General features: G+C 50.3%; 17 protein-coding genes and 1 tRNA gene. 10 read left to right on the top strand and 8 right to left on the bottom strand.

Features of this window, described 5'->3' with window-relative positions:
• Positions 1–7 precede the first annotated feature (7 nt).
• Positions 8–1,573 carry an AMP-binding protein gene (locus tag C2M34_RS00525; RefSeq protein WP_105257786.1) on the top strand — a complete coding sequence of 522 codons (1,566 nt, stop codon included), beginning with the start codon at positions 8–10 and terminating at the stop codon, positions 1,571–1,573.
• Positions 1,574–1,650: 77 nt separating this feature from the next.
• Here C2M34_RS00525 and C2M34_RS00520 read toward each other — a convergent pair whose 3' ends face one another.
• Positions 1,651–2,394: a class II aldolase/adducin family protein gene (locus C2M34_RS00520; protein ID WP_105199648.1), complete on the bottom strand. Its 744-nt coding sequence runs from the start codon at positions 2,392–2,394 to the stop codon at positions 1,651–1,653.
• A gap of 25 nt (positions 2,395–2,419) precedes the next feature.
• A complete protein-coding gene (locus C2M34_RS00515; protein WP_105199649.1) occupies positions 2,420–2,740 on the bottom strand; it encodes a DUF962 domain-containing protein in 321 nt (106 codons plus the stop codon).
• Between the two features lie 164 nt (positions 2,741–2,904).
• On the opposite strand from C2M34_RS00515, the gene C2M34_RS00510 reads away from it, so the two are divergent.
• The 3 genes from C2M34_RS00510 (at position 2,905) to C2M34_RS00500 (ending at position 5,581) form a co-directional block, all read left to right on the top strand.
• The gene (locus C2M34_RS00510) at positions 2,905–3,927 is read left to right on the top strand and encodes an AraC family transcriptional regulator (protein WP_158681370.1); all 1,023 of its coding nucleotides are present in this window, start codon (positions 2,905–2,907) and stop codon (positions 3,925–3,927) included.
• Positions 3,928–4,034: 107 nt separating this feature from the next.
• A complete protein-coding gene (gene cysE, locus C2M34_RS00505; RefSeq protein WP_105199651.1) occupies positions 4,035–4,850 on the top strand; it encodes a serine O-acetyltransferase in 816 nt (271 codons plus the stop codon).
• Between the two features lie 20 nt (positions 4,851–4,870).
• Complete coding sequence (locus C2M34_RS00500; protein WP_105257784.1) at positions 4,871–5,581, top strand: hypothetical protein; 711 nt, start codon at positions 4,871–4,873, stop codon at positions 5,579–5,581.
• Here C2M34_RS00500 and xseA read toward each other — a convergent pair.
• The gene (gene xseA, locus C2M34_RS00495) at positions 5,544–6,902 is read right to left on the bottom strand and encodes an exodeoxyribonuclease VII large subunit (protein WP_105257783.1); all 1,359 of its coding nucleotides are present in this window, start codon (positions 6,900–6,902) and stop codon (positions 5,544–5,546) included. The genes C2M34_RS00500 and xseA overlap by 38 nt on opposite strands.
• 134 nt (positions 6,903–7,036) lie before the next feature.
• Between xseA and guaB the strand changes: the two genes are divergently transcribed.
• Together guaB and guaA are read left to right on the top strand one after the other, a co-directional pair.
• On the top strand, positions 7,037–8,506 hold the full coding sequence (gene guaB / locus C2M34_RS00490; RefSeq protein ID WP_105199653.1) for an IMP dehydrogenase: 1,470 nt from the start codon (positions 7,037–7,039) through the stop codon (positions 8,504–8,506).
• A gap of 111 nt (positions 8,507–8,617) precedes the next feature.
• Positions 8,618–10,195 carry a glutamine-hydrolyzing GMP synthase gene (gene guaA, locus C2M34_RS00485; RefSeq protein ID WP_105199654.1) on the top strand — a complete coding sequence of 526 codons (1,578 nt, stop codon included), beginning with the start codon at positions 8,618–8,620 and terminating at the stop codon, positions 10,193–10,195.
• 62 nt (positions 10,196–10,257) lie between these two features.
• Here guaA and C2M34_RS00480 read toward each other — a convergent pair whose 3' ends face one another.
• From C2M34_RS00480 to C2M34_RS00470, 3 genes are all read right to left on the bottom strand, one after another.
• A complete protein-coding gene (locus C2M34_RS00480) occupies positions 10,258–11,190 on the bottom strand; it encodes a hypothetical protein (RefSeq protein WP_105257782.1) in 933 nt (310 codons plus the stop codon).
• Between the two features lie 250 nt (positions 11,191–11,440).
• Positions 11,441–12,421, bottom strand: a complete 981-nt coding sequence (locus C2M34_RS00475; protein ID WP_105257781.1) for a zinc-binding dehydrogenase — start codon at positions 12,419–12,421, stop codon at positions 11,441–11,443.
• Positions 12,422–12,441: 20 nt separating this feature from the next.
• Positions 12,442–12,849, bottom strand: a complete 408-nt coding sequence (locus C2M34_RS00470) for an Ohr family peroxiredoxin (RefSeq protein ID WP_158681369.1) — start codon at positions 12,847–12,849, stop codon at positions 12,442–12,444.
• 112 nt (positions 12,850–12,961) lie between these two features.
• Here C2M34_RS00470 and C2M34_RS00465 point away from each other — a divergent pair, with 112 nt between their 5' ends.
• The 4 genes from C2M34_RS00465 (at position 12,962) to rimI (ending at position 14,846) form a co-directional block, all read left to right on the top strand.
• Positions 12,962–13,840: a LysR family transcriptional regulator gene (locus C2M34_RS00465; RefSeq protein WP_105213232.1), complete on the top strand. Its 879-nt coding sequence runs from the start codon at positions 12,962–12,964 to the stop codon at positions 13,838–13,840.
• A gap of 116 nt (positions 13,841–13,956) precedes the next feature.
• Positions 13,957–14,033 (top strand) — tRNA-Trp (locus C2M34_RS00460).
• 62 nt (positions 14,034–14,095) lie between these two features.
• A complete protein-coding gene (locus tag C2M34_RS00455; RefSeq protein ID WP_105213231.1) occupies positions 14,096–14,401 on the top strand; it encodes a hypothetical protein in 306 nt (101 codons plus the stop codon).
• Positions 14,394–14,846 (top strand): ribosomal protein S18-alanine N-acetyltransferase, encoded by a 453-nt coding sequence (rimI, locus tag C2M34_RS00450; RefSeq protein ID WP_105199659.1) that lies wholly within the window; start codon positions 14,394–14,396, stop codon positions 14,844–14,846. Before C2M34_RS00455 ends, rimI begins: the two co-directional genes overlap by 8 nt.
• An 18-nt stretch (positions 14,847–14,864) precedes the next feature.
• Here the strand turns inward: rimI and C2M34_RS00445 are convergent, their stop codons facing one another.
• Positions 14,865–15,290 carry a GNAT family N-acetyltransferase gene (locus C2M34_RS00445; protein WP_105257779.1) on the bottom strand — a complete coding sequence of 142 codons (426 nt, stop codon included), beginning with the start codon at positions 15,288–15,290 and terminating at the stop codon, positions 14,865–14,867.
• 36 nt (positions 15,291–15,326) lie between these two features.
• A complete protein-coding gene (locus C2M34_RS00440) occupies positions 15,327–17,996 on the bottom strand; it encodes an ATP-binding protein (RefSeq protein WP_105257778.1) in 2,670 nt (889 codons plus the stop codon).
• Positions 17,997–18,053 lie beyond the last annotated feature (57 nt).

The raw sequence follows: 18,053 nt of genomic DNA, 5'->3' as shown, positions 1-18,053 counted from the left end.
GAAACCTATGCTTGCACAACTACATGAGTATCAAAACCTAGATCAATTTATTTCGTCCGCTTGCCAGACTTATGGCGATAAGGACGCCTTTACCAGCGTGGGGAAAACTCTCTCCTTTGCTCAGGTGGATACACTGGCAGAGCAATTGGCTGGCTATTTTTATGGTCAAGGACTGCGAGCCGGGGATCGCATTGCCATTCAATTGCCTAATGTGAACCAATACCCCATTGTGGTTTATGCCGCATTTAAACTGGGTTTAGTGGTGGTCAACACCAACCCCTTGTACACACCCAGGGAAATGCTGCATCAATTTAATGACTCCGGAGCCAAGGCCCTAGTGATCCTGAGCGATCTGTATCCCAAACTGGATATCATTTTGGCCGAGACGCAAATTGAGCAGGTGATCAGCACAGGCGCCGCAGATCTATTGCTTGACAGCAGTGACCCGGTAGCCGAACACTGTGTAACCTGGCATCAGGCGCTGGCGCAAGGACAGGGTCAATACTATCCCCGCTCCAGTGCGCAGCTGGATGATGTGGCGGTGCTGCAGTACACCGGCGGTACCACCGGGGTGTCGAAAGGGGCCCAGTTAACGCATAAAAATCTGATTGCCAATTCTTTGCAAACCAAGGAAGCCTTTGGTGACAGGTATGATGATACCAGCGAGATCTTTATCTGTCCTTTGCCGCTATATCATATCTATGCCTTTACCCTGAGTATTTTAATTAATACCGCCTCGGGCAATCATTCCGTGCTGATCCCCAATCCACGTGATTTGGATGCCTTTGTTAAAGCTATTAAACCTTTTCGCTTTACTTCCTTTGCCGGCATTAACACCTTGTTTGTGGGTCTGTGTGCGACCAAGGAATTCACACAACTGGATTTTTCCAGTTTGCGCTTAACCTTATCCGGTGGCGCCGCCTTGACCACCACAGCGGCCAGTGCCTGGGTCAAGGTGACGGGCTGCAGTATATCCGAGGGCTATGGTTTATCGGAAACCTCTCCCGTGGTCACCCTGAATCAACCAGGCAAGGAGCAAATCGGCACGGTCGGTTTGCCGCTGCGTGATACCGAGGTGGAGCTTTGGGACGAGAATGACAAGGCGGTGGCCGACGGCGAAAGTGGGCAAATTGTGGTCCGTGGCCCTCAGGTTATGAAGGGCTATTGGAATCGCCCCGAGGAAACAGCCAAGGCGCTAACCGCCGACGGTTACTTTAAAACCGGTGATGTCGGTATTCGTTTGGCTAACAGCGCCATAAAGGTGGTTGATCGTCTCAAAGACATGATTATCGTCTCTGGCTTTAATGTCTACCCGAATGAGGTCGAGGATGTGCTGGTAAGTCACCCAGCGGTGTTTGAGGCGGCGGTGATCGGTAAGGCCGATGAGCGCACCGGCGAAGCGGTGCATGCCTTTATCACCATAAAGCAAGACGTCGACGAGCAGGAGTTGCAAGCGTTCTGTCGCGAGCAGCTTACCAACTACAAGGTACCCAAGCATATACATATTCTCGAAGAGCTGCCTAAATCCACCGTAGGCAAAATCCTCCGTCGGGAGTTAAGAGACGAGGCTTAATAGTCACCCAAGCCCATAAAAAAGCCCCAAACAATGGGGCTTTTTTAATCCACGATTATTTAAGGCTTAGTTAATGGCTAACTATCATAGCCTGGGTTATTGGCATCGAGCAGGCGTAATAGTGCCGGCCAGGCCAGGGCGCCGCCCAGGCCTTTAGTGACCGCCTGGGTCTGTCCCTGGATCCCATCGATAATCGGCTGAGGTACATGGATCAGCTGCTCAGGGTCTTGGTTGGTGCGCGCCTGTATGGCACAAGCCGACTCCAGTGCATACATAAACAAGAAGGCGTCCGCCACGGTGCTACCCGTCGTTAGCAGACCATGGTTACGTAGGATCAGAAAGTTATTGCCTTGCAAGTCTGCAACCAGGCGCTCTTTTTCCTCCGGGTTCAGGGCGATACCCTCATAGTCGTGATAGCTCAGGCCGCTGTGCACCACCACCGCTTGCTGCGAAATGGGTAAGAGTCCGTGCTTGCTGGCCGACACGGCCACGCCATTGGCGGTATGGGTGTGAATAATACAGTGGGCGTCATCGCGGGCTTCATGGATGCAGCTGTGGATGGTAAAGCCAGCGGGGTTCACTGGGTAGTCACTGTGATGCAACTTGTTGCACTGCTGATCGACGCGGATCAGCGATGAGGCGGTGATCTCATGAAACATCATGCCATAGGGATTAATTAAGAATTGATCCTCGGTACCGGGCACGCGCATGGAGATATGGGTGAAAATTAAATCGTCCCAGCCAAAGTGGGCGATCAATCTATAGGCCGCGGCGAGTTCAACTCGCGCTTGCCATTCTTGTGGTGAAACCTGTTCTTTCATTGTTATTCCTTATTACCAGGGACCTTTACCAAGGAACCTTGCGGGTGATGATGTCTTTAAACATAACCCAGTCGCCGAGAAAGCTGTAAAACGGGTAGGTGAAGGTGGCCGGTTTATTTTTTTCAAAAAAGAAATGGCCAACCCAGGCAAAGCCATAGCCGATAATCGGCAAGGACCACAGCCACACATACTGGCCGCTAATGATGGCCGCTGCCAAGACCGCCAGTACTAAGGTGCTGCCAAGCACATGCAGGCGTCGGCATACCTTGTTTTTATGCTCTTGCAGATAATAAGGATAAAACTCCTTAAAGCTGCTAAAGCCTTCTTTATCAGAGACATGACCCATGGGTGTCCTCCTGTTGAGTTGATAACCGGCGTGCCTTAGTCATTATTTTTATAGTTAACCGCTAAGAGGGTTGCACCTAATTAAGCACGCCTATTAACAATATGCTGGAATTTCGCTCTGCGCTTGCTATTGTGGGTCTTATATTTGATTTTTTAGGTCAGGCGATGCGAACAATTTCATCCTGGTGGGTCAGTGCCATGGCCGAAACCTTCAAGTGGCATGGCTTGCCCATTACCCCCTTGTTTAATGAGGCCAATATTGCCCTTGACTCGCTTACGGTAAAGGAGAGTCGCTATCCCCAAAGTAATGTCAGCATCTTGTGGCATGCGGCGCAAATGGCCATTGAGCAGCGCGGTGAGCAGCTGAATCTCGGCATCGCCGTCGGTGGAGGCATGAATGTGCGGGCAATTCCTGTGATCGGTTTGGCCTTATTAAAACAAGACTGTGTTCTAAGCGCTTATAAACTGATCCTACGTTATCAAAAGCTGATAGGCGACACCACTAATGCCCAGCTTATCGAGCAGCAAACGGGGCAGGCTCTGCTACGCTTTCACTTTGCCTCCAATACCTGTGCTATCGGCACGCAGAGTTATGAGGCAGCAATGGCGTTTTGTGTCAAAATAGCCCGTACCGTGGCCGGTAAGCAGTGGCGGCCGAACCTCGTCTGCGTGCAGCGCCGCGAACCCTGTGAGGAGCTAAAGCAGTATTTTAATTGTGCCATCGAATACGGTGCGCCTCACCATGAGATACATTTTCAGGCCGATGTCCAAGTAGTACACGCCCAGCTGCAACAAGGCATAGTGGCCGAAAAACACAAGGCCATCAGCCAGGTGTTGATACTCCTATTAGAGCAGCAACTGGCCAGTGGCGAGCTGAGCTGTAGAAGCATGGCGCAGATGTTGAGCATGAGTGAGAAAACGCTGCAGCGGCGCCTGAGCGCAGAAGGCACCAGCTATCGCACCTTGCTCGATGCCCTGCGCCAAGAAAAAAGCTGTGCTCTGCTACGGGAGTCAAACCTTAGCCTCAGTGAAATAGCCTACCTGTGCGGTTACAGCGAGCTCAGTGCCTTTCATCATGCCTTTAAGCGCTGGTTTGCCGTCTCACCGAGTGAGTATCGTAGTGAAAAACGTTTTTTGTATGCCCCCAAAGAGGAAATAATCTACGGCGAGAAAGCACTGAATGAATAATTTAGTTATATCTAATAACCAGCGCGCCGATTTCGGGGATAGCGCGTTTGCCGCCAGATCCGTTACACTTATAGAATTAAGTAGTTAGTCAATACTAGGAAACCGCCATGCGTCATGAGATCTGGCAGCAATTAAGAGAAGAAGCGAATCAAGTCGTTACCAAAGAGCCCTTGTTGGCATCCCACGTTTATTCTTGCGTGCTTAATCATGATTGTTTGGGCTCGGCGCTCAGTTTTATTGTTGCCAACAAGCTGGCCGATGCCGTGGTCTCTGCCTTTACCATCCGAGAGCTGTTCGATCAGGCCTTTGTTGAATGCGATGCCATGTTGACCCATGTGGCCCACGACATTAAAGCTGTGCGCGATCGCGACCCGGCGGTGGACACCTACCTGATGGTGATTTTAAACCTCAAGGGCTTTCATGCCATTCAGGCGCACCGTTTAGCTCATTGCTTATGGCGCCAAGGCCGCAAAGAGTTGGCGCGCTTTATTCAAAGCCGCAGCTCGGAAGTGTTTGGCGTGGATATTCACCCAGCCTGTAAGGTTGGTCATGGCATCATGTTCGACCATGCCACAGGCATTGTGGTGGGTGAAACCGCTGTGATTGAAGACAATGTGTCTATTTTGCAGTCTGTGACCCTAGGTGGTACGGGGAATGAGTCTGGCGACCGTCACCCGAAAATCCGCGCCGGGGTATTAATTGGTGCCGGTGCCAAGGTGCTGGGTAATATCGAAGTGGGCGAGGGTGCCCGTATCGGTGCCGGTTCTGTGGTGCTTAGCCCAGTGCCTGCGCACACCACAGCGGTTGGCGTACCTGCTAAAGTGGTGGGTCGTCCGGATTGTCCTTGTCCGGCCGAGTCCATGAACCAAAACTTTTTGGATGACGAACCGGAAAATAAATCCCATACTAGTGCCATGCTCTAAAACTGAACAGCAGGGAAAGTATGGCAAAGAATCAATTGGTTATGGCCGTTTCAGCGGCCTTTTTTGTGGGTCTGGGATGCGGCTATATGCTGTTTTCCGACACCGAACAACAGCTCACAGCAACAACCCCCAATAGCCTAGCGGCTCAGGCTGGCTTGCTTCCTGCGCCAGCGCCTGTAATTCAACAGGGTCAAAGTGAGATGATAAGCAAGGCCGACATAAGTGCTGAAGAGCCAGTTCAGGAAGATCTGTTTCTCGATGAGCCGCCTACTGGCGAAGCTGCAAGCACAGAGCCGGAAAATGCGAGCAAAATCCCGGAAGAGGCGGAGCAGTTGGAACAACAACTGGCTCAGGCGCGCCAGGAAATAAAAATGTTACAGCGCGCCTTAAAAGGGCCGGAGAAAATGGAATCTCAGCTACAAGAGTTGTTTGCACAGGAAGTCCGTGATGAAAGCTGGGCCTATCTGACGGAAACCCAAACCAGTGATTTTGTTTACAGTGAAGGTTTTGGCGATAAGATCGCCCTAGACAAGGTGCAATGTAAAAGTACCGTGTGTCGTATTGAGTTTTCCGTTTTGGATGGCGCCGAGCATGATCCGCGTACCGATTGGCGACAAATTCAATCACGCCTAGATAAGCAGCCATGGTGGCGCCAATTTCAGCGCACCAGTGCGGTGAGCTCAGATGGCTCCCTCAGCTTTTGGGTTGAACGCAAACCACCTGAGTCATAATTTCCCCGTCGACAACCACGGTCGTTAATTGCTGCTGTGGTTGCACCTGATGCACCGACTTCACAATCCCTTGTTCACTTTTGGTTATGCTATAGCCCCGGGCTAATACCGCCAGCGGGCTGATGCTATCGAGTCTGGCCGCCAATTGCGCAAGCTGAGACTGAGCCTGATAGAGCTGCTCTTTTTGCACCGCCACCAAGCGCGTAGACAACTGCTGCAACTGATATTTTGCCGCCGCCACCTGAGTACCCGGGTTGGCGCGTTGCATGCGCATATTAAGCTGATTTAACTGCCTCTGCTGGTGGCTTAGGCGTCCTTCCATGGCATGGTGCAAGCGCATTTGCAGTTCATCCAAGCGTTGCTGCTGTTGCATTAATTGATTGGCCGGATGCTGCTGCGCTAAGCGGCTTTGCAGTCGTTGCAATAGCTGTGAGCGCTCATGCAACTGATGACGCCAGGCGCTGTAAAGGCGCTGCTTTTGATGCTGTATGGCTTGCTTGAGCTGATTGCTGTCCGGGCTCACCAGCTCTGCCGCTGCCGAAGGCGTGGCGGCGCGAATATCGGCAACAAAGTCGCTGATGGTGGTGTCGATTTCATGGCCGACGGCGCTGATCACAGGTAACTGGCTGTTAAAGATGGCATGGGCTAGCTGCTCGTTATTAAAACACCAGAGATCTTCCAGGCTGCCGCCGCCGCGACCGATGATCAGCACATCCACTTCATTACGGGCATTGGCCAGTTGCAGCTTGTCGATGATCCCCTGATGGGCGGTGTCGCCTTGCACCTGACAGGGATAAATCACCACCTCTAATTGCGGGGCCCGACGTTGTAACACGGTTAAGATGTCCTTGATGGCGGCACCGGTCGAGGAGGTGATCACCCCGACCTTGTTAATCGTGCTGGGTAAAGGTTTTTTATGTGCCGAGCTAAACAGACCTTGTGCCGCAAGGCGCATTTTCAGTGCCTCGAATTCTTGTTTTAAGGCGCCTTCGCCGGCGGCTTCCATCTGCTCGACAATAACCTGATAGTCGCCACGGGGTTCGTACAGGGATACTCTGGCTTGTACCTGCACCTGGTCGCCGTCTTTGGGGCGGAATTTGGCGTAGCGATTATTACCGCGCCACATGGCCGCGCGCACCTGAGATTTATCGTCTTTTAGCGAGAAGTACCAATGCCCTGAGGCGGGGGCGACAAAGTTGGAAATTTCACCACTAAGCACAATCGAGGCAAAGCCACGTTCCAAAATGGTACGGATCTCGCGATTGAGTCGAGACACAGTATAAACGCCCTGGTTAGCGGCAGAATTTGATTGTGAATACATAGTGATAAAGCGCCTGGGGGAAACTTGAGGCAGTTTATCATAAATAAAGCGCAAATTTTATTTTACTCGTGCGTACATCGCTGATAAAATGCCGCCGCAACTCCACCCAATCACCAATTCGTGAGAAGTTGCCAATGCTTAGGATCGCTAAAGAAGCTTTAACCTTTGATGACGTACTATTAGTACCAGGTCATTCAACTGTATTACCACATACAGCAAACCTTAAAACTCGTCTAACCAAAACAATCGAACTGAATTTGCCAATCGTTTCTGCGTCTATGGACACAGTTACCGAAGCGCGTTTAGCGATTGCGTTAGCACAAGAAGGTGGTCTTGGCTTTATTCACAAAAATATGACCATCGCTGAGCAAGCAGCGAATGTTCGTAAGGTAAAAACTTACGAAGCGGGCATAGTTTCTCACCCTGTTACTGTCACTGCTGATCTGACTATCGCTGGAGCCTTAGAGTTAGCACACGATAAAGGTTTCTCAGGTTTCCCTGTTGTTGACACCGATAACAACCTAGTTGGTATCGTAACAAGCCGTGATATGCGTTTTGAAACCAAACTAGACCAGCCAATTTCGACAGTAATGACGAAAAAAGACCAGCTAGTAACGGTAAAAGAAGGTGCGGACCGCGAAACTATTCTAGGTCTTATGCACGAGCACCGTATCGAAAAAATCTTAGTTGTGAATGATGACTTTAAACTCAAAGGCATGATCACGGTTAAGGATTACCAAAAAGCACAAGATAAGCCAAACGCATGTAAAGACGAGCAAGGCCGTTTACGTGTGGGTGCTGCCGTTGGTGTTGGCGCAGGTACCGATGAGCGTATCGCTGCATTGGTTGAAGCGGGTGTTGACATTCTACTTATCGATACCTCGCATGGCCATTCACAAGGCGTTATCGACCGCGTTAAAGCAACGCGCGAAGCCTTCCCTGATTTACAAATCGTTGCCGGTAACGTAGCAACGGCTGAAGGTGCGGTTGCATTAGCTGATGCCGGTGCAAATGCCGTTAAAGTAGGTATTGGCCCAGGCTCTATCTGTACGACCCGTATCGTAACTGGTTGTGGTGTACCACAAATTACCGCGATTTCAGATGCTGTTGAAGGCTTACAAGGCCGTGATATTCCGGTAATCGCCGACGGTGGTATCCGTTTCTCTGGTGATATTGCTAAAGCACTTGTTGCTGGCGCGTCATTGGTAATGGTTGGCTCAATGCTAGCGGGTACAGAAGAAGCACCAGGTGAAGTTGAACTTTATCAAGGCCGTTACTATAAGTCATACCGTGGTATGGGTAGCTTAGGTGCAATGAACCAAAAAGAAGGTTCATCAGACCGTTACTTCCAAGATGCTAAATCAGAAGAAAAGCTTGTACCAGAAGGTATTGAAGGCCGTGTAGCATATAAGGGCCCAATCGCTAATATTATTCACCAGCAAGTGGGTGGTATTCGCAGTGCCATGGGTCTAACTGGCTGTGCAACGATTGCAGAACTAAATACTAAGCCGCACTTTGTACGTGTTACTGCCGCAGGTATGGGTGAATCACACGTACATGATGTGCAAATCACCAAAGAAGCGCCAAACTATCGTCTAGGCTAATTGCCACTTTAGACGAAAACAGGGCTAGCAAGTTGCTAGCCCTTACTAATTTCTGATTAACGAAAAAGCATTAGCGTTAATCCAATTTCATTTAATTTAGATGAGATCGCAATGAGCAAAGATATCCATGACTCCCGTATATTGATCCTAGACTTTGGTTCACAGTACACGCAATTAATCGCCCGTCGTGTGCGTGAAATTGGTATTTACTGTGAGCTATGGGCATGGGATGTAACGGAAGAGCAAATCCGTGAATTTAACCCACAAGGTATCATTCTATCTGGTGGCCCAGAGTCAACGGTAGAGCAAGGCAGCCCTCGCGCGCCTGAGTACGTATTTGAAGCGGGTGTGCCGGTTCTTGGTGTATGTTACGGCATGCAAACCATGGCCATGCAGCTGGGCGGTAAGGTACACGGCTCTGATAAGAAAGAGTTCGGTTACGCGCAAGTTGAAAAAGTGGGTAACTGTCCATTATTCGACGCCATTGAAGATCACCTAGGTGAAAACGGCGCGGGTCTACTGGATGTGTGGATGAGCCACGGTGACAAGGTTGAGTCAATTCCACCTCAGTTCGCGACTACCGCTAAAACAGATACTTGTCCGCATGCGGCCATGTCATGGGAAGAAAAGCGCTTCTACGGCGTTCAGTTCCACCCGGAAGTAACGCACACACTACAAGGTCAGCGTTTACTTGAGCGCTTTGTCGTTGATATCTGTGGTTGTGAAAAACTATGGACTCCGGCGCAAATCATCGAAGATGCGATTGCCCGTATTAAAGAAAAAGTAGGTGACGACGAAGTTATTCTAGGTCTTTCTGGTGGTGTTGATTCATCGGTTGTGGCCATGCTTATCAATAAAGCGATTGGCGACAAGCTGACCTGTGTATTCGTTGACAACGGTCTACTGCGTTTAAACGAAGGCCAACAGGTAATGGACATGTTCGGCGACCACTTCGGTCTGAACATAGTTAAGATTGATGCAGAAGAGCGCTTCTTGAAAGCCCTTGAAGGCATTGACGAGCCAGAAGCCAAGCGTAAGGCAATCGGTCACACCTTTATCGAAGTATTCGACGAAGAAGCTGGCAAGCGCGTAAACGCGAAATGGCTTGCCCAGGGTACCATCTACCCAGACGTAATCGAGTCAGCAGCATCAGCGACTGGTAAAGCGCACGTGATCAAGTCACACCACAACGTGGGCGGTCTTCCTGAAGATATGGAGCTGGGCCTTGTTGAGCCACTGCGCGAGCTATTCAAAGACGAAGTACGCAAGATAGGTCTAGAGCTAGGTCTGCCTTACGACATGCTTTACCGTCATCCGTTCCCGGGTCCTGGTCTAGGTGTACGTGTACTGGGTGAAATCAAGAAAGAGTACTGCGACCTGCTTCGTCGTGCCGATGCGATTTTCATCGAAGAGCTGCATAAAGCGGATCTTTACCATAAAGTGTCGCAAGCATTTACTGTATTCCTGCCAGTTAAGTCGGTAGGCGTAATGGGTGATGCCCGTAAATACGACTGGGTTGTGAGCCTACGTTGCGTTGAAACCATCGACTTTATGACCGCGCGTTGGTCACACTTACCGTATGACTTCCTAGGTAAGGTTTCAAACCGTATCATCAACGAAATCGACGGTATTTCTCGCGTAGTTTACGATATCTCAGGTAAGCCACCTGCGACTATCGAGTGGGAATAATTCCTGATTATCTCTCAATGAGATAAACACACTAAAAAAGGGCTGATATCAGCCCTTTTTTGTTATTGAAAATGAATACCCGTAATGTCGTATTCCTTGATGTAGCGTTTACCGTGCACATCGCTAAAGAAAAACTCCATCTCTATTTTGTTATCCAGCTGTCCATTGTGTTCAAGAATTTCGACTAGGTAGTAATCAACACCAGGCTGATTGATGTTTTCATAGCGCCTGTGTTGAGCCACCTCGAACTTGCTGGGGTTACCAATTTTATCGAAGTAGGCGAACAGGGTTTGCAGTCCACGCTTATAAATATCCTTGTTCTTTTCTGAAGCCTTGGGGTCGCGATACTTTAATAATGGTGCCGAGCGCTTGGCGTTTACTGCGCTGATAAAGTCCGTAATGATCTCTTCATGGGGTGTGACCTTGGTCGCCTGGGTGTCCTTAACCGCCTTCTTCAATTTTTCCGACAAAGGATAAATATTTGCCAGGTAAGCCTGGTAGTCGGTCGAGGTGCTGGTGTAGCTAAAATAGTGCGGCAGGCCCTTGTCGTATTCGGCTTTTAACTTGGTATAGCCTTTTGGGATATGCTGCGAATAAGACGAGAAGAAATTGTATCCAGCCTTGTGATCAAGATGATAAAAGTCGCTCTCATCCACAAGCTTTGAAAAAAGCAGGGTATTAAAGTCTAAAAAGTTCTTTTGGTTGCTAAAGATAAAGACATCACTGATCCACACTTTGTCGTCTTTTTTGATGCTAAGTGTAAATTCGTAAAAGACCTTGTCGTCCTCGGGCATAAAGGTGAGGCGCTTCTTGTTCACCTCATGTTTTTTCTCGCTGAGAATACTCTCGCTGAGCGACAGCTGGTATTGCTCTCCCAGTGCCAGTATTTCATCCGCTACTTCGATATTTAGGTAATTCTTTGCCAGAGTCGGCGTGCTTGCCAGCAGGGCGAGGGCGGTGCACAAGGGTACTAACCAGTTATTGGCTTTTTTCATATTAACGTCCTTATTTGCTTGTTAGCGCTTTGGCCATAAGCCATGCCTATAAAAGCGCTATCCATTTGATTTTTATTGGCATCCGTTTCAATGCCAAATAGGCCGTTAAGGAAAATAGCAAGCAGCCTACAAGGGTGTCAATCCACTTGTACCTATATTTATAGGTGTGCTGCTCATGGACAAAAAAAAGGCCCTGGTTGGGGCCTTTTGACGTCACATTACTTAAATGACTTACTCTGAATTTTTTTGCTTAAGGCTGAATCATGAGCTTGCCTTGACGCGGCTGGTCATAGGTGGCACCGGCTTTAGCAATGTCCTTGATGGCAAAGGTTTCATGCACCGGCAAGGTTAGTTCGCCTTGCTCGGCCAACCCAATCAGCTCCAGTACCGAGTCGGTGATTTGCTCCGGGGTTAAACGGCTGAACTCCACCATGCCCCAAAAGCCTTTTAGGGTGATTTCCTTAAAGATCAGATCGGCCGCATCCACCGCCATGGGCTCGTTGGACATGGCACCAAAAGACAGGACAGTACCACCGTTTCCGACCAGGTTAATCAGCTTACGGGCGGCTTCACCGCCAATCATTTCGATACCGCCGACCACGGGGCCGTCAATAGCGGCAAGGGCACTTTCAAACCAATTGGCTTCGTCCATGGCAAAGACGTTGCCAATACCCAGCTCGTCAAGTTGCGCCTTGGAGCTGCCACGGTTAACCAGGCTCAGTACCTTAAGGCCACGGCCTTTGGCTATTTGGGCCACGGTTTTGCCGACGGCGCCGTTGGCGGCGTTAACCACGATCCAATCACCTGTTTTGGCGGGGATTTTATTAAGCGCCATTACCGAACTCATCGGCATGGCTAATAATTGCGCGGCGATATCGTCGCTGATGCTATCCGGCAGCGGCACCGCCGCCATAGCAGGAGCAATAAAGTACTCTGCCCAGGTGCCAGCGGCGCCGGCCACGTTTACTCGTGTGCCAACAGCAGGGCCTACAACGCCCTCACCCAGTGCATCAACAATGCCTACGGCTTCACTGCCGCCGATGGCGGGCAATTCGGGTAGGCTGCCGTACTCGCCGCGAACGGTCATGATGTCATGGTTATGTATGGGCGAGCGTGTCATACGCACGCGGATCTCCCCCGCCTGTGGCTCGGGAATGGCTATTTCACGGGCGTCTAGCACCTCTGCGGGGTGGCCTGTATTTGTATACATGGCGGCTTTCATTGTGTTCATACGGACTCCAAAATTTATCTTCAGGCGGATTGTTCAAGGTTTTTAACGCGCACCTTGGCATTGCCGCGCAGTGCATTTGAATAAGGGCAAACCTCATGGGCCAGGGCGATAAGCTGCTCGCTCTGTGTTGGCTCTAGGCCTTCTATTGAAACATCTATGGTTACATCAAGCAGATACTGCTCGGCGACCTTGTCCAGGCCCACGGTGACCTGGGTTTGACAGCCCTTAAGTGCCATCTTCAAACGCTTGGCAGTGAGAATAAGGGCATTGTCGAAACAGGCTGCATACCCCATGGCGAACAGCTGCTCCGGGTTATGCCCAGGTGCGCTGGTACCCGGTGTGGTCATGGTAAGGGTCAGGCTGTCGTTGGCTAGCTTGGCGCTGCCATCGCGACCACCACTGGCAATGGCTGTGGTTGAATAAATCATACTGGCTACCTTGTTGGCTCTTACTGTGTTGGGACCCAGTATGCGTGAGAAGCAGATAGAGGAAAAATAATCTAAACTTGGTTTAATATAATTTAATTTATAGCTGAAGCTTATGTCCATTCACCAACTACGCACCTTTGTTGAGGTCTACCGTCAGCGTTCTTTTAGCAAGGCCGCCGATGTTTTGCATATCACTCAACCTGCGGTTTCCAGTCATATCGCTTCACTCGAGTCGCAATTGGATCACCGTTTGTTTGTTCGCCATGTGCGCGGAGTGCGGCCAACCCGTATTGCCGATGAACTAGCGATACAACTGGGAGATACCCTAGATTATGCCGAAGGCGTGTTGGCAAAAATGAAGTCGCACGGCAGCAAAATAGACGGGGTGATACATATAAATGGCCCCATAGATATGCTCTCGAGTATGCTTGCCCCAAAGTTGCAACCGCTCACCGATGCCGGGGCGCAAATACGTTTACACCCCAGTCACGATGACGACATGTTTACCTTTCTGAAAGATGGTAACTCGGACTTTGCCTTGTGTTTAACGCCTCCGGAAGACGGGCAACTGGATTACTGTTTACTGGGAGAGGAGCGGGTTTTCTTGGTCGCCAGCCCAGCCAGGGCGCGGCAAATGAGCCAGGACCTGGAGCTGGTATTAAGTGAGCAACCCTTGGTGGCCTATGATCTGGGCCGTACCCTGGTGCGCCAATGGGTAAGTCATAATGGTTTATTCTTGGGGCACTTAAATGAGATTATCACCGCCCCAGATCTGCGTTGCTTGCGTACCCTGGTGCTGGCGGGATTAGGATGGTCGGTGTTACCCGAGTACCTGGTGAATGATGATTTAAAACACGAACGTTTAGTCGCCATAGGCGGCTCTCAGTCAAACCCGGCGATACAGTATCACTTGTGTTGGCGGGCGGGGGCGTTGCGTAGCCCCAGGATTGCCAGAGCGCAGCAGTTGCTGCGTGGGGTATTTACGCCTTAACGCGGCTAAAATAGACTGTTTTTTCTGCAGTTGTTTATTTTCAAAGCAATTGAACAGGTGCGGTGATATTTTTTCTTTACCTTTATAAAAAGCTCATTATAATGCGTCGACATTGCAGGGGCGTAGTTCCAATTGGTAGAACAGCGGTCTCCAAAACCGACGGTTGGGAGTTCGAATCTCTCCGCCCCTGCCACTTCTTTCCTGAGCGTCTTTACGCTACACTGGCAGCCGCCAAATGCAGTTAATAATTTCCCTATGCAATCACAGTTAGCCGATATTTTTGCTATACAGCCGGTGCGCTTACGTGCAGCTTATCGAACACAAGACACACAGCCTCTTGATGGTGAACAAGTCAAAGATTCACAACCCTTGTCTGGCACTCTGGCCGAGGATATTTTGCGCCTGCTTCCTGCGGGTAGCGAAGTGCACCTAGGCAATGTAAGTACACCACAACTACAAGGCAATCGCGTTTACCTTCCAAGTGATAACTTATCAGTGGCACATAAGCAGGCCCTGTGGCAGCAATTGTGTGAATGCGAGCAGGTACTTAGCCATGCATAGCCTGGCGCCTTTAGGCGAGCAACACCTGGCGGATATGATGGTTATCGAACGTGCCTGTCACAGCCACCCGTGGAGCGAAACGCTGATGCGCTCTTGTATGTCCGGACGCTATTTTTGCACCGGGCTCTTCAGTGATAACACGCTGTTGGGCTTTTATGTCGCCGAGCAAGCCGGCCCCGATATCACCCTGGTGGATATTTGTGTTGCGCCGAGCCAGCAAGGGCAGGGTTTGGGTAAGGTGTTGATGCAATCGCTCATTAAGGACTCGAACGCGCGTAATGCCGAGCTGCTGTTTTTAGAAGTGCGCGAAAGCAATGTGGCCGCCATCGCCCTGTATGAAGGCTGTGGTTTTATCGCCAACGGCGTGCGCAAGAAATATTATCCCGATGGTGAGGATGCCACCCTGATGATGTGCGAATTAAGCACAGTCGAATACTTCAGATAGTTATGCTGAGCGCTTTGACTAGAGCGCTTTAATTAGGCAGTAGGTTGTGTGTCCCTTAGGACAATCCGCTAACTCTCCATATACCTTATAGCCAAGCTTTTCATAAAAGGGCTTGGCCTGAAAGTCCAAGGTTTCCGTGCGCATATAGTTAAAGCCTTGAGCCTTGGCATGAGCTTCAACCGCGGCCATTAGGCGTGAGCCCACGCCACTGCCACGAGTTTGCGCCGACAACCATAGCAGCTCGATAATGCAATAATTCCAAAAAGCATTGGCACGAATGCCGCCAACCACCTCACCCTTGTCATTGCGCGCAAACGCGGCAAAGCGGGTATCCGGCTCGAACACCAGCTGATCTGGCAGATGGTCTTGATTAAAAGACTGGATTCCCTGACTGATGGTTTTTAAATCCGCTTCTGAGGGGGAGGCACTTAATTCTATGTGCATATCTTACTCCGTAACACTAACGCCTTTTAAGTCGACCTAAAGGGGCCTGGTGGCATCCTTTTCTAAAACAAAGCGGATGGCGTGCTCAAGTTTAAGCACCGGATATTCGTGGTGGTCGCATTCACCTTTGCGCAGCGATAATTCAAGCTCGCTGGCGGCTTCGGCCACAGCGTTAAAGCCAAAGCAGCTGGCGCTGCCTTTGATGCTGTGGGCAATGGCCTGCAATTGCTCCCATTCTTTAGCTTCTTGGTGAGCCAAGACCTGCTCAAGGTAGTCGGGGAGCTTTTGCTTGTAGTTTTCATTGATCTGTAAAAAGCGCTCGCTTTTCAATATGTCGTCCCACTTAGAGTTGGCCTCCTGCTGCAGACTTAAATAGGTGGCCAGGGTATGTTCAAGCTGCTCCTTGTCTATGGGTTTGGCCAGTGCCTTGTCGCAGCCCGCCGCTAAATAGCGCTCAATATCATGTTTCATCACGTTGGCGGTCAGTGCAATAATAGGCCCGTCGTAGGCGGCATGGCGCAGCATTTGCGTTGCTTCTTCACCGCCCATCACCGGCATCTGCATATCCATTAAAATCAGCTGGTAGTCTTTAACCAAGGCCTTCTCCACCGCTTCGGCGCCGTTATTGGCAAAGTCCGGGGTGATCCCCCAGCGCTCCAACAGCAAAGAGATAAGCGCTTGGTTGTCCTGATTATCCTCGGCCACCAGAATTTCGCCGTCAAACTGCTGCCAGCTTAAGGTCGGCATAGGCTCCCTGACCGGCTGCATTTCTTCGGCACCATAATAGAAGTCTGGGGCTTCATACACCTGGTTACACTTGATTCTAATGGTAAAGCGACTGCCAATGCCCTGCTGGCTATGAGCATGGACATCACCGCCAAGCAATTGCGCCAGGTTTTTCGCGATACACAGGCCCAGACCACTGCCGCCAAAGCGACGGGTGGTGGTGGTGTCGGCCTGCTCAAAGGGCTTAAAGATACGGGTTAGCTCTTGATCTGAGATACCTATGCCGGTGTCACTGACTACGCACTCAAGCAAGTCGTCGTGGTAGCTGACCTCCAATTGCACCTGGCCTTGGGCGGTAAATTTAACCGCATTGGTGAGGATGTTAAGGAGGATCTGCTTAATGCGGGTCTGGTCGCTGTTAATGTATTTGGGTAAGGGGAACTGGTAGTTGATGGCAAACTCCAGCTGTTTTTGTTGCGCCTGGGGCTCGACTATGGAGTTTAAGTCGTCAAACAGCTCATAGAGTGACACTGGCTCGCGGTTCACCGCCAGTTTTTCCGCCTCAATTTTTGATAGATCCAAGATGTTGTTGATTAGCTCCAGCAGGTGACGCGAGTTACGCAGTACGGTTGCAAGCTGGTGTTGCACCTTGTCATCATCAATCTGGCTGTTCTCCAGCAACTGCTCGGTAAAGCCCATGATGGCGGTTAAGGGAGTGCGAATTTCATGGCTCATATTGGCTAAGAAGCGGCTTTTTAGCTGGTTGGCCTGCTCCGCCTGTTCAATGGCCTGTTCCAGCGCTTTATTGGTTTGCTCCAGCTCCAGGGTGCGCTCTTCAACTCTTTGTTCCAAGGTGTCTTTGTAATTTTTTAGCTCGACCTGGGAGTGATAAATCTTGCTCACCATGTTGTTAAAGTCGCTAAACAGCTGACCGACCTCATCGGTGCGGGTGTCATCAAGGCGCACGGCCAGATTGTTGTTGCCGACACAGTGACTGGCAGCCCCCAGTTGCTCTATGGGGTTAAGTAGCAAGTTGCGCACCACGATAAAGATCAACACCGGCAGGGTGATAATGGAGATCAGCACGATCAGCGCGGTGATGAGACTTATCAGCTTACCGGCCTGGTAGAGCATTTTTTTCGGGATGCTGGTAACGAAATAATGGCCGTCGGGCATTTGCACGCCATAGAGCATACGCTCCGTCTTATCGACGCTCTCAAGCACAATTTCATTGAGGCGGCCATTGTCGGCCCAGAGATCTATGGCCTCTAAATCCTGTTTGCTAAGGGTTTTGCCAAGCAAGGTGTGGTTAGAGCTAAACAGCACCTTACCTTGCTCGGTCAGCAATAAATTCAAGGTGTTGTTATAGGGCGCCTCTAAAATTGCGGTGTTTAAAACCGTCGGCTGTACCCGTAATATAATGTGGCCCAGCAGCACAGGGCGCTCCAAATGGTAGTCCGGGGCAAACACCTTTTGTGCAAAGTAGAGGCTGGTTTCGCCATTGTCTTCTTGCACCATAAACTGCTGGCGGCGCAAAGAGCTGGTCAGCAATTGCTCGAAAAACGGATATTGCGGAGGCGCACTTTGCAGCGTGGTGGAAAAGTAAGCGTAACTTTCCTGCTCGCTGGAAATAAAGTTAATGCTGAGAATATCCGGGTAGGCCTCGGTATAACTGCTAAATACATCGAGCAGGGCACCCAGATGCGCTGTATAGGAGCTTTTGGGGTGATTGAGCTGGTGTAAAAAGTTTTGCAATACCGGCGAGGTGCTAAGCAGTTCTGTGGTGGAATGATAGACATTGAGCGAATGAAACACCTTGTTCTGCTGCTGCTCAACAAAGCGGCTGACGATCAGCTGCGCCTGTTGCTCCGAGGAGCTGGTGACATTGGTAAGGGTAAAACCACCTAAAAACAGCAAGGGCAAGATCACCACAGGAGTGATGTACCACAATAAGCGAATACTGAGCTTGCTTGTTTTCACGGTGCGCCTCCTTGCAACGTCTTAAAATAGCCTGAGCGCGTTATGGTAATCGCCACA

This window comes from Pseudoalteromonas sp. T1lg88 (assembly GCF_002964765.1).
In the GTDB taxonomy this organism is placed as follows: Bacteria; Pseudomonadota; Gammaproteobacteria; order Enterobacterales; family Alteromonadaceae; genus Pseudoalteromonas.
The sequence above is the reverse complement of the archived record's forward strand: the minus strand, read 5'-3'. Positions and strand labels throughout refer to the sequence as shown.

Bases quoted from the DNA above. Each gene is read 5' to 3' on its own strand.
- C2M34_RS00510 (WP_158681370.1), top strand. From the start codon at position 2,905: ATGCGAACAATTTCATCCTGGTGGGTCAGTGCCATGGCCGAAACCTTC.
- C2M34_RS00500 (WP_105257784.1), top strand. From the start codon at position 4,871: ATGGCAAAGAATCAATTGGTTATGGCCGTTTCAGCGGCCTTTTTTGTG.
- C2M34_RS00465 (WP_105213232.1), top strand. From the start codon at position 12,962: ATGTCCATTCACCAACTACGCACCTTTGTTGAGGTCTACCGTCAGCGT.
- C2M34_RS00520 (WP_105199648.1), bottom strand. From the start codon at position 2,394: ATGAAAGAACAGGTTTCACCACAAGAATGGCAAGCGCGAGTTGAACTC.
- C2M34_RS00515 (WP_105199649.1), bottom strand. From the start codon at position 2,740: ATGGGTCATGTCTCTGATAAAGAAGGCTTTAGCAGCTTTAAGGAGTTT.
- cysE (WP_105199651.1), top strand. From the start codon at position 4,035: ATGCGTCATGAGATCTGGCAGCAATTAAGAGAAGAAGCGAATCAAGTC.
- guaA (WP_105199654.1), top strand. From the start codon at position 8,618: ATGAGCAAAGATATCCATGACTCCCGTATATTGATCCTAGACTTTGGT.
- C2M34_RS00475 (WP_105257781.1), bottom strand. From the start codon at position 12,421: ATGAACACAATGAAAGCCGCCATGTATACAAATACAGGCCACCCCGCA.
- C2M34_RS00455 (WP_105213231.1), top strand. From the start codon at position 14,096: ATGCAATCACAGTTAGCCGATATTTTTGCTATACAGCCGGTGCGCTTA.
- C2M34_RS00470 (WP_158681369.1), bottom strand. From the start codon at position 12,849: ATGATTTATTCAACCACAGCCATTGCCAGTGGTGGTCGCGATGGCAGC.
- xseA (WP_105257783.1), bottom strand. From the start codon at position 6,902: ATGTATTCACAATCAAATTCTGCCGCTAACCAGGGCGTTTATACTGTG.
- C2M34_RS00525 (WP_105257786.1), top strand. From the start codon at position 8: ATGCTTGCACAACTACATGAGTATCAAAACCTAGATCAATTTATTTCG.
- C2M34_RS00480 (WP_105257782.1), bottom strand. From the start codon at position 11,190: ATGAAAAAAGCCAATAACTGGTTAGTACCCTTGTGCACCGCCCTCGCC.
- rimI (WP_105199659.1), top strand. From the start codon at position 14,394: ATGCATAGCCTGGCGCCTTTAGGCGAGCAACACCTGGCGGATATGATG.
- C2M34_RS00445 (WP_105257779.1), bottom strand. From the start codon at position 15,290: ATGCACATAGAATTAAGTGCCTCCCCCTCAGAAGCGGATTTAAAAACC.
- guaB (WP_105199653.1), top strand. From the start codon at position 7,037: ATGCTTAGGATCGCTAAAGAAGCTTTAACCTTTGATGACGTACTATTA.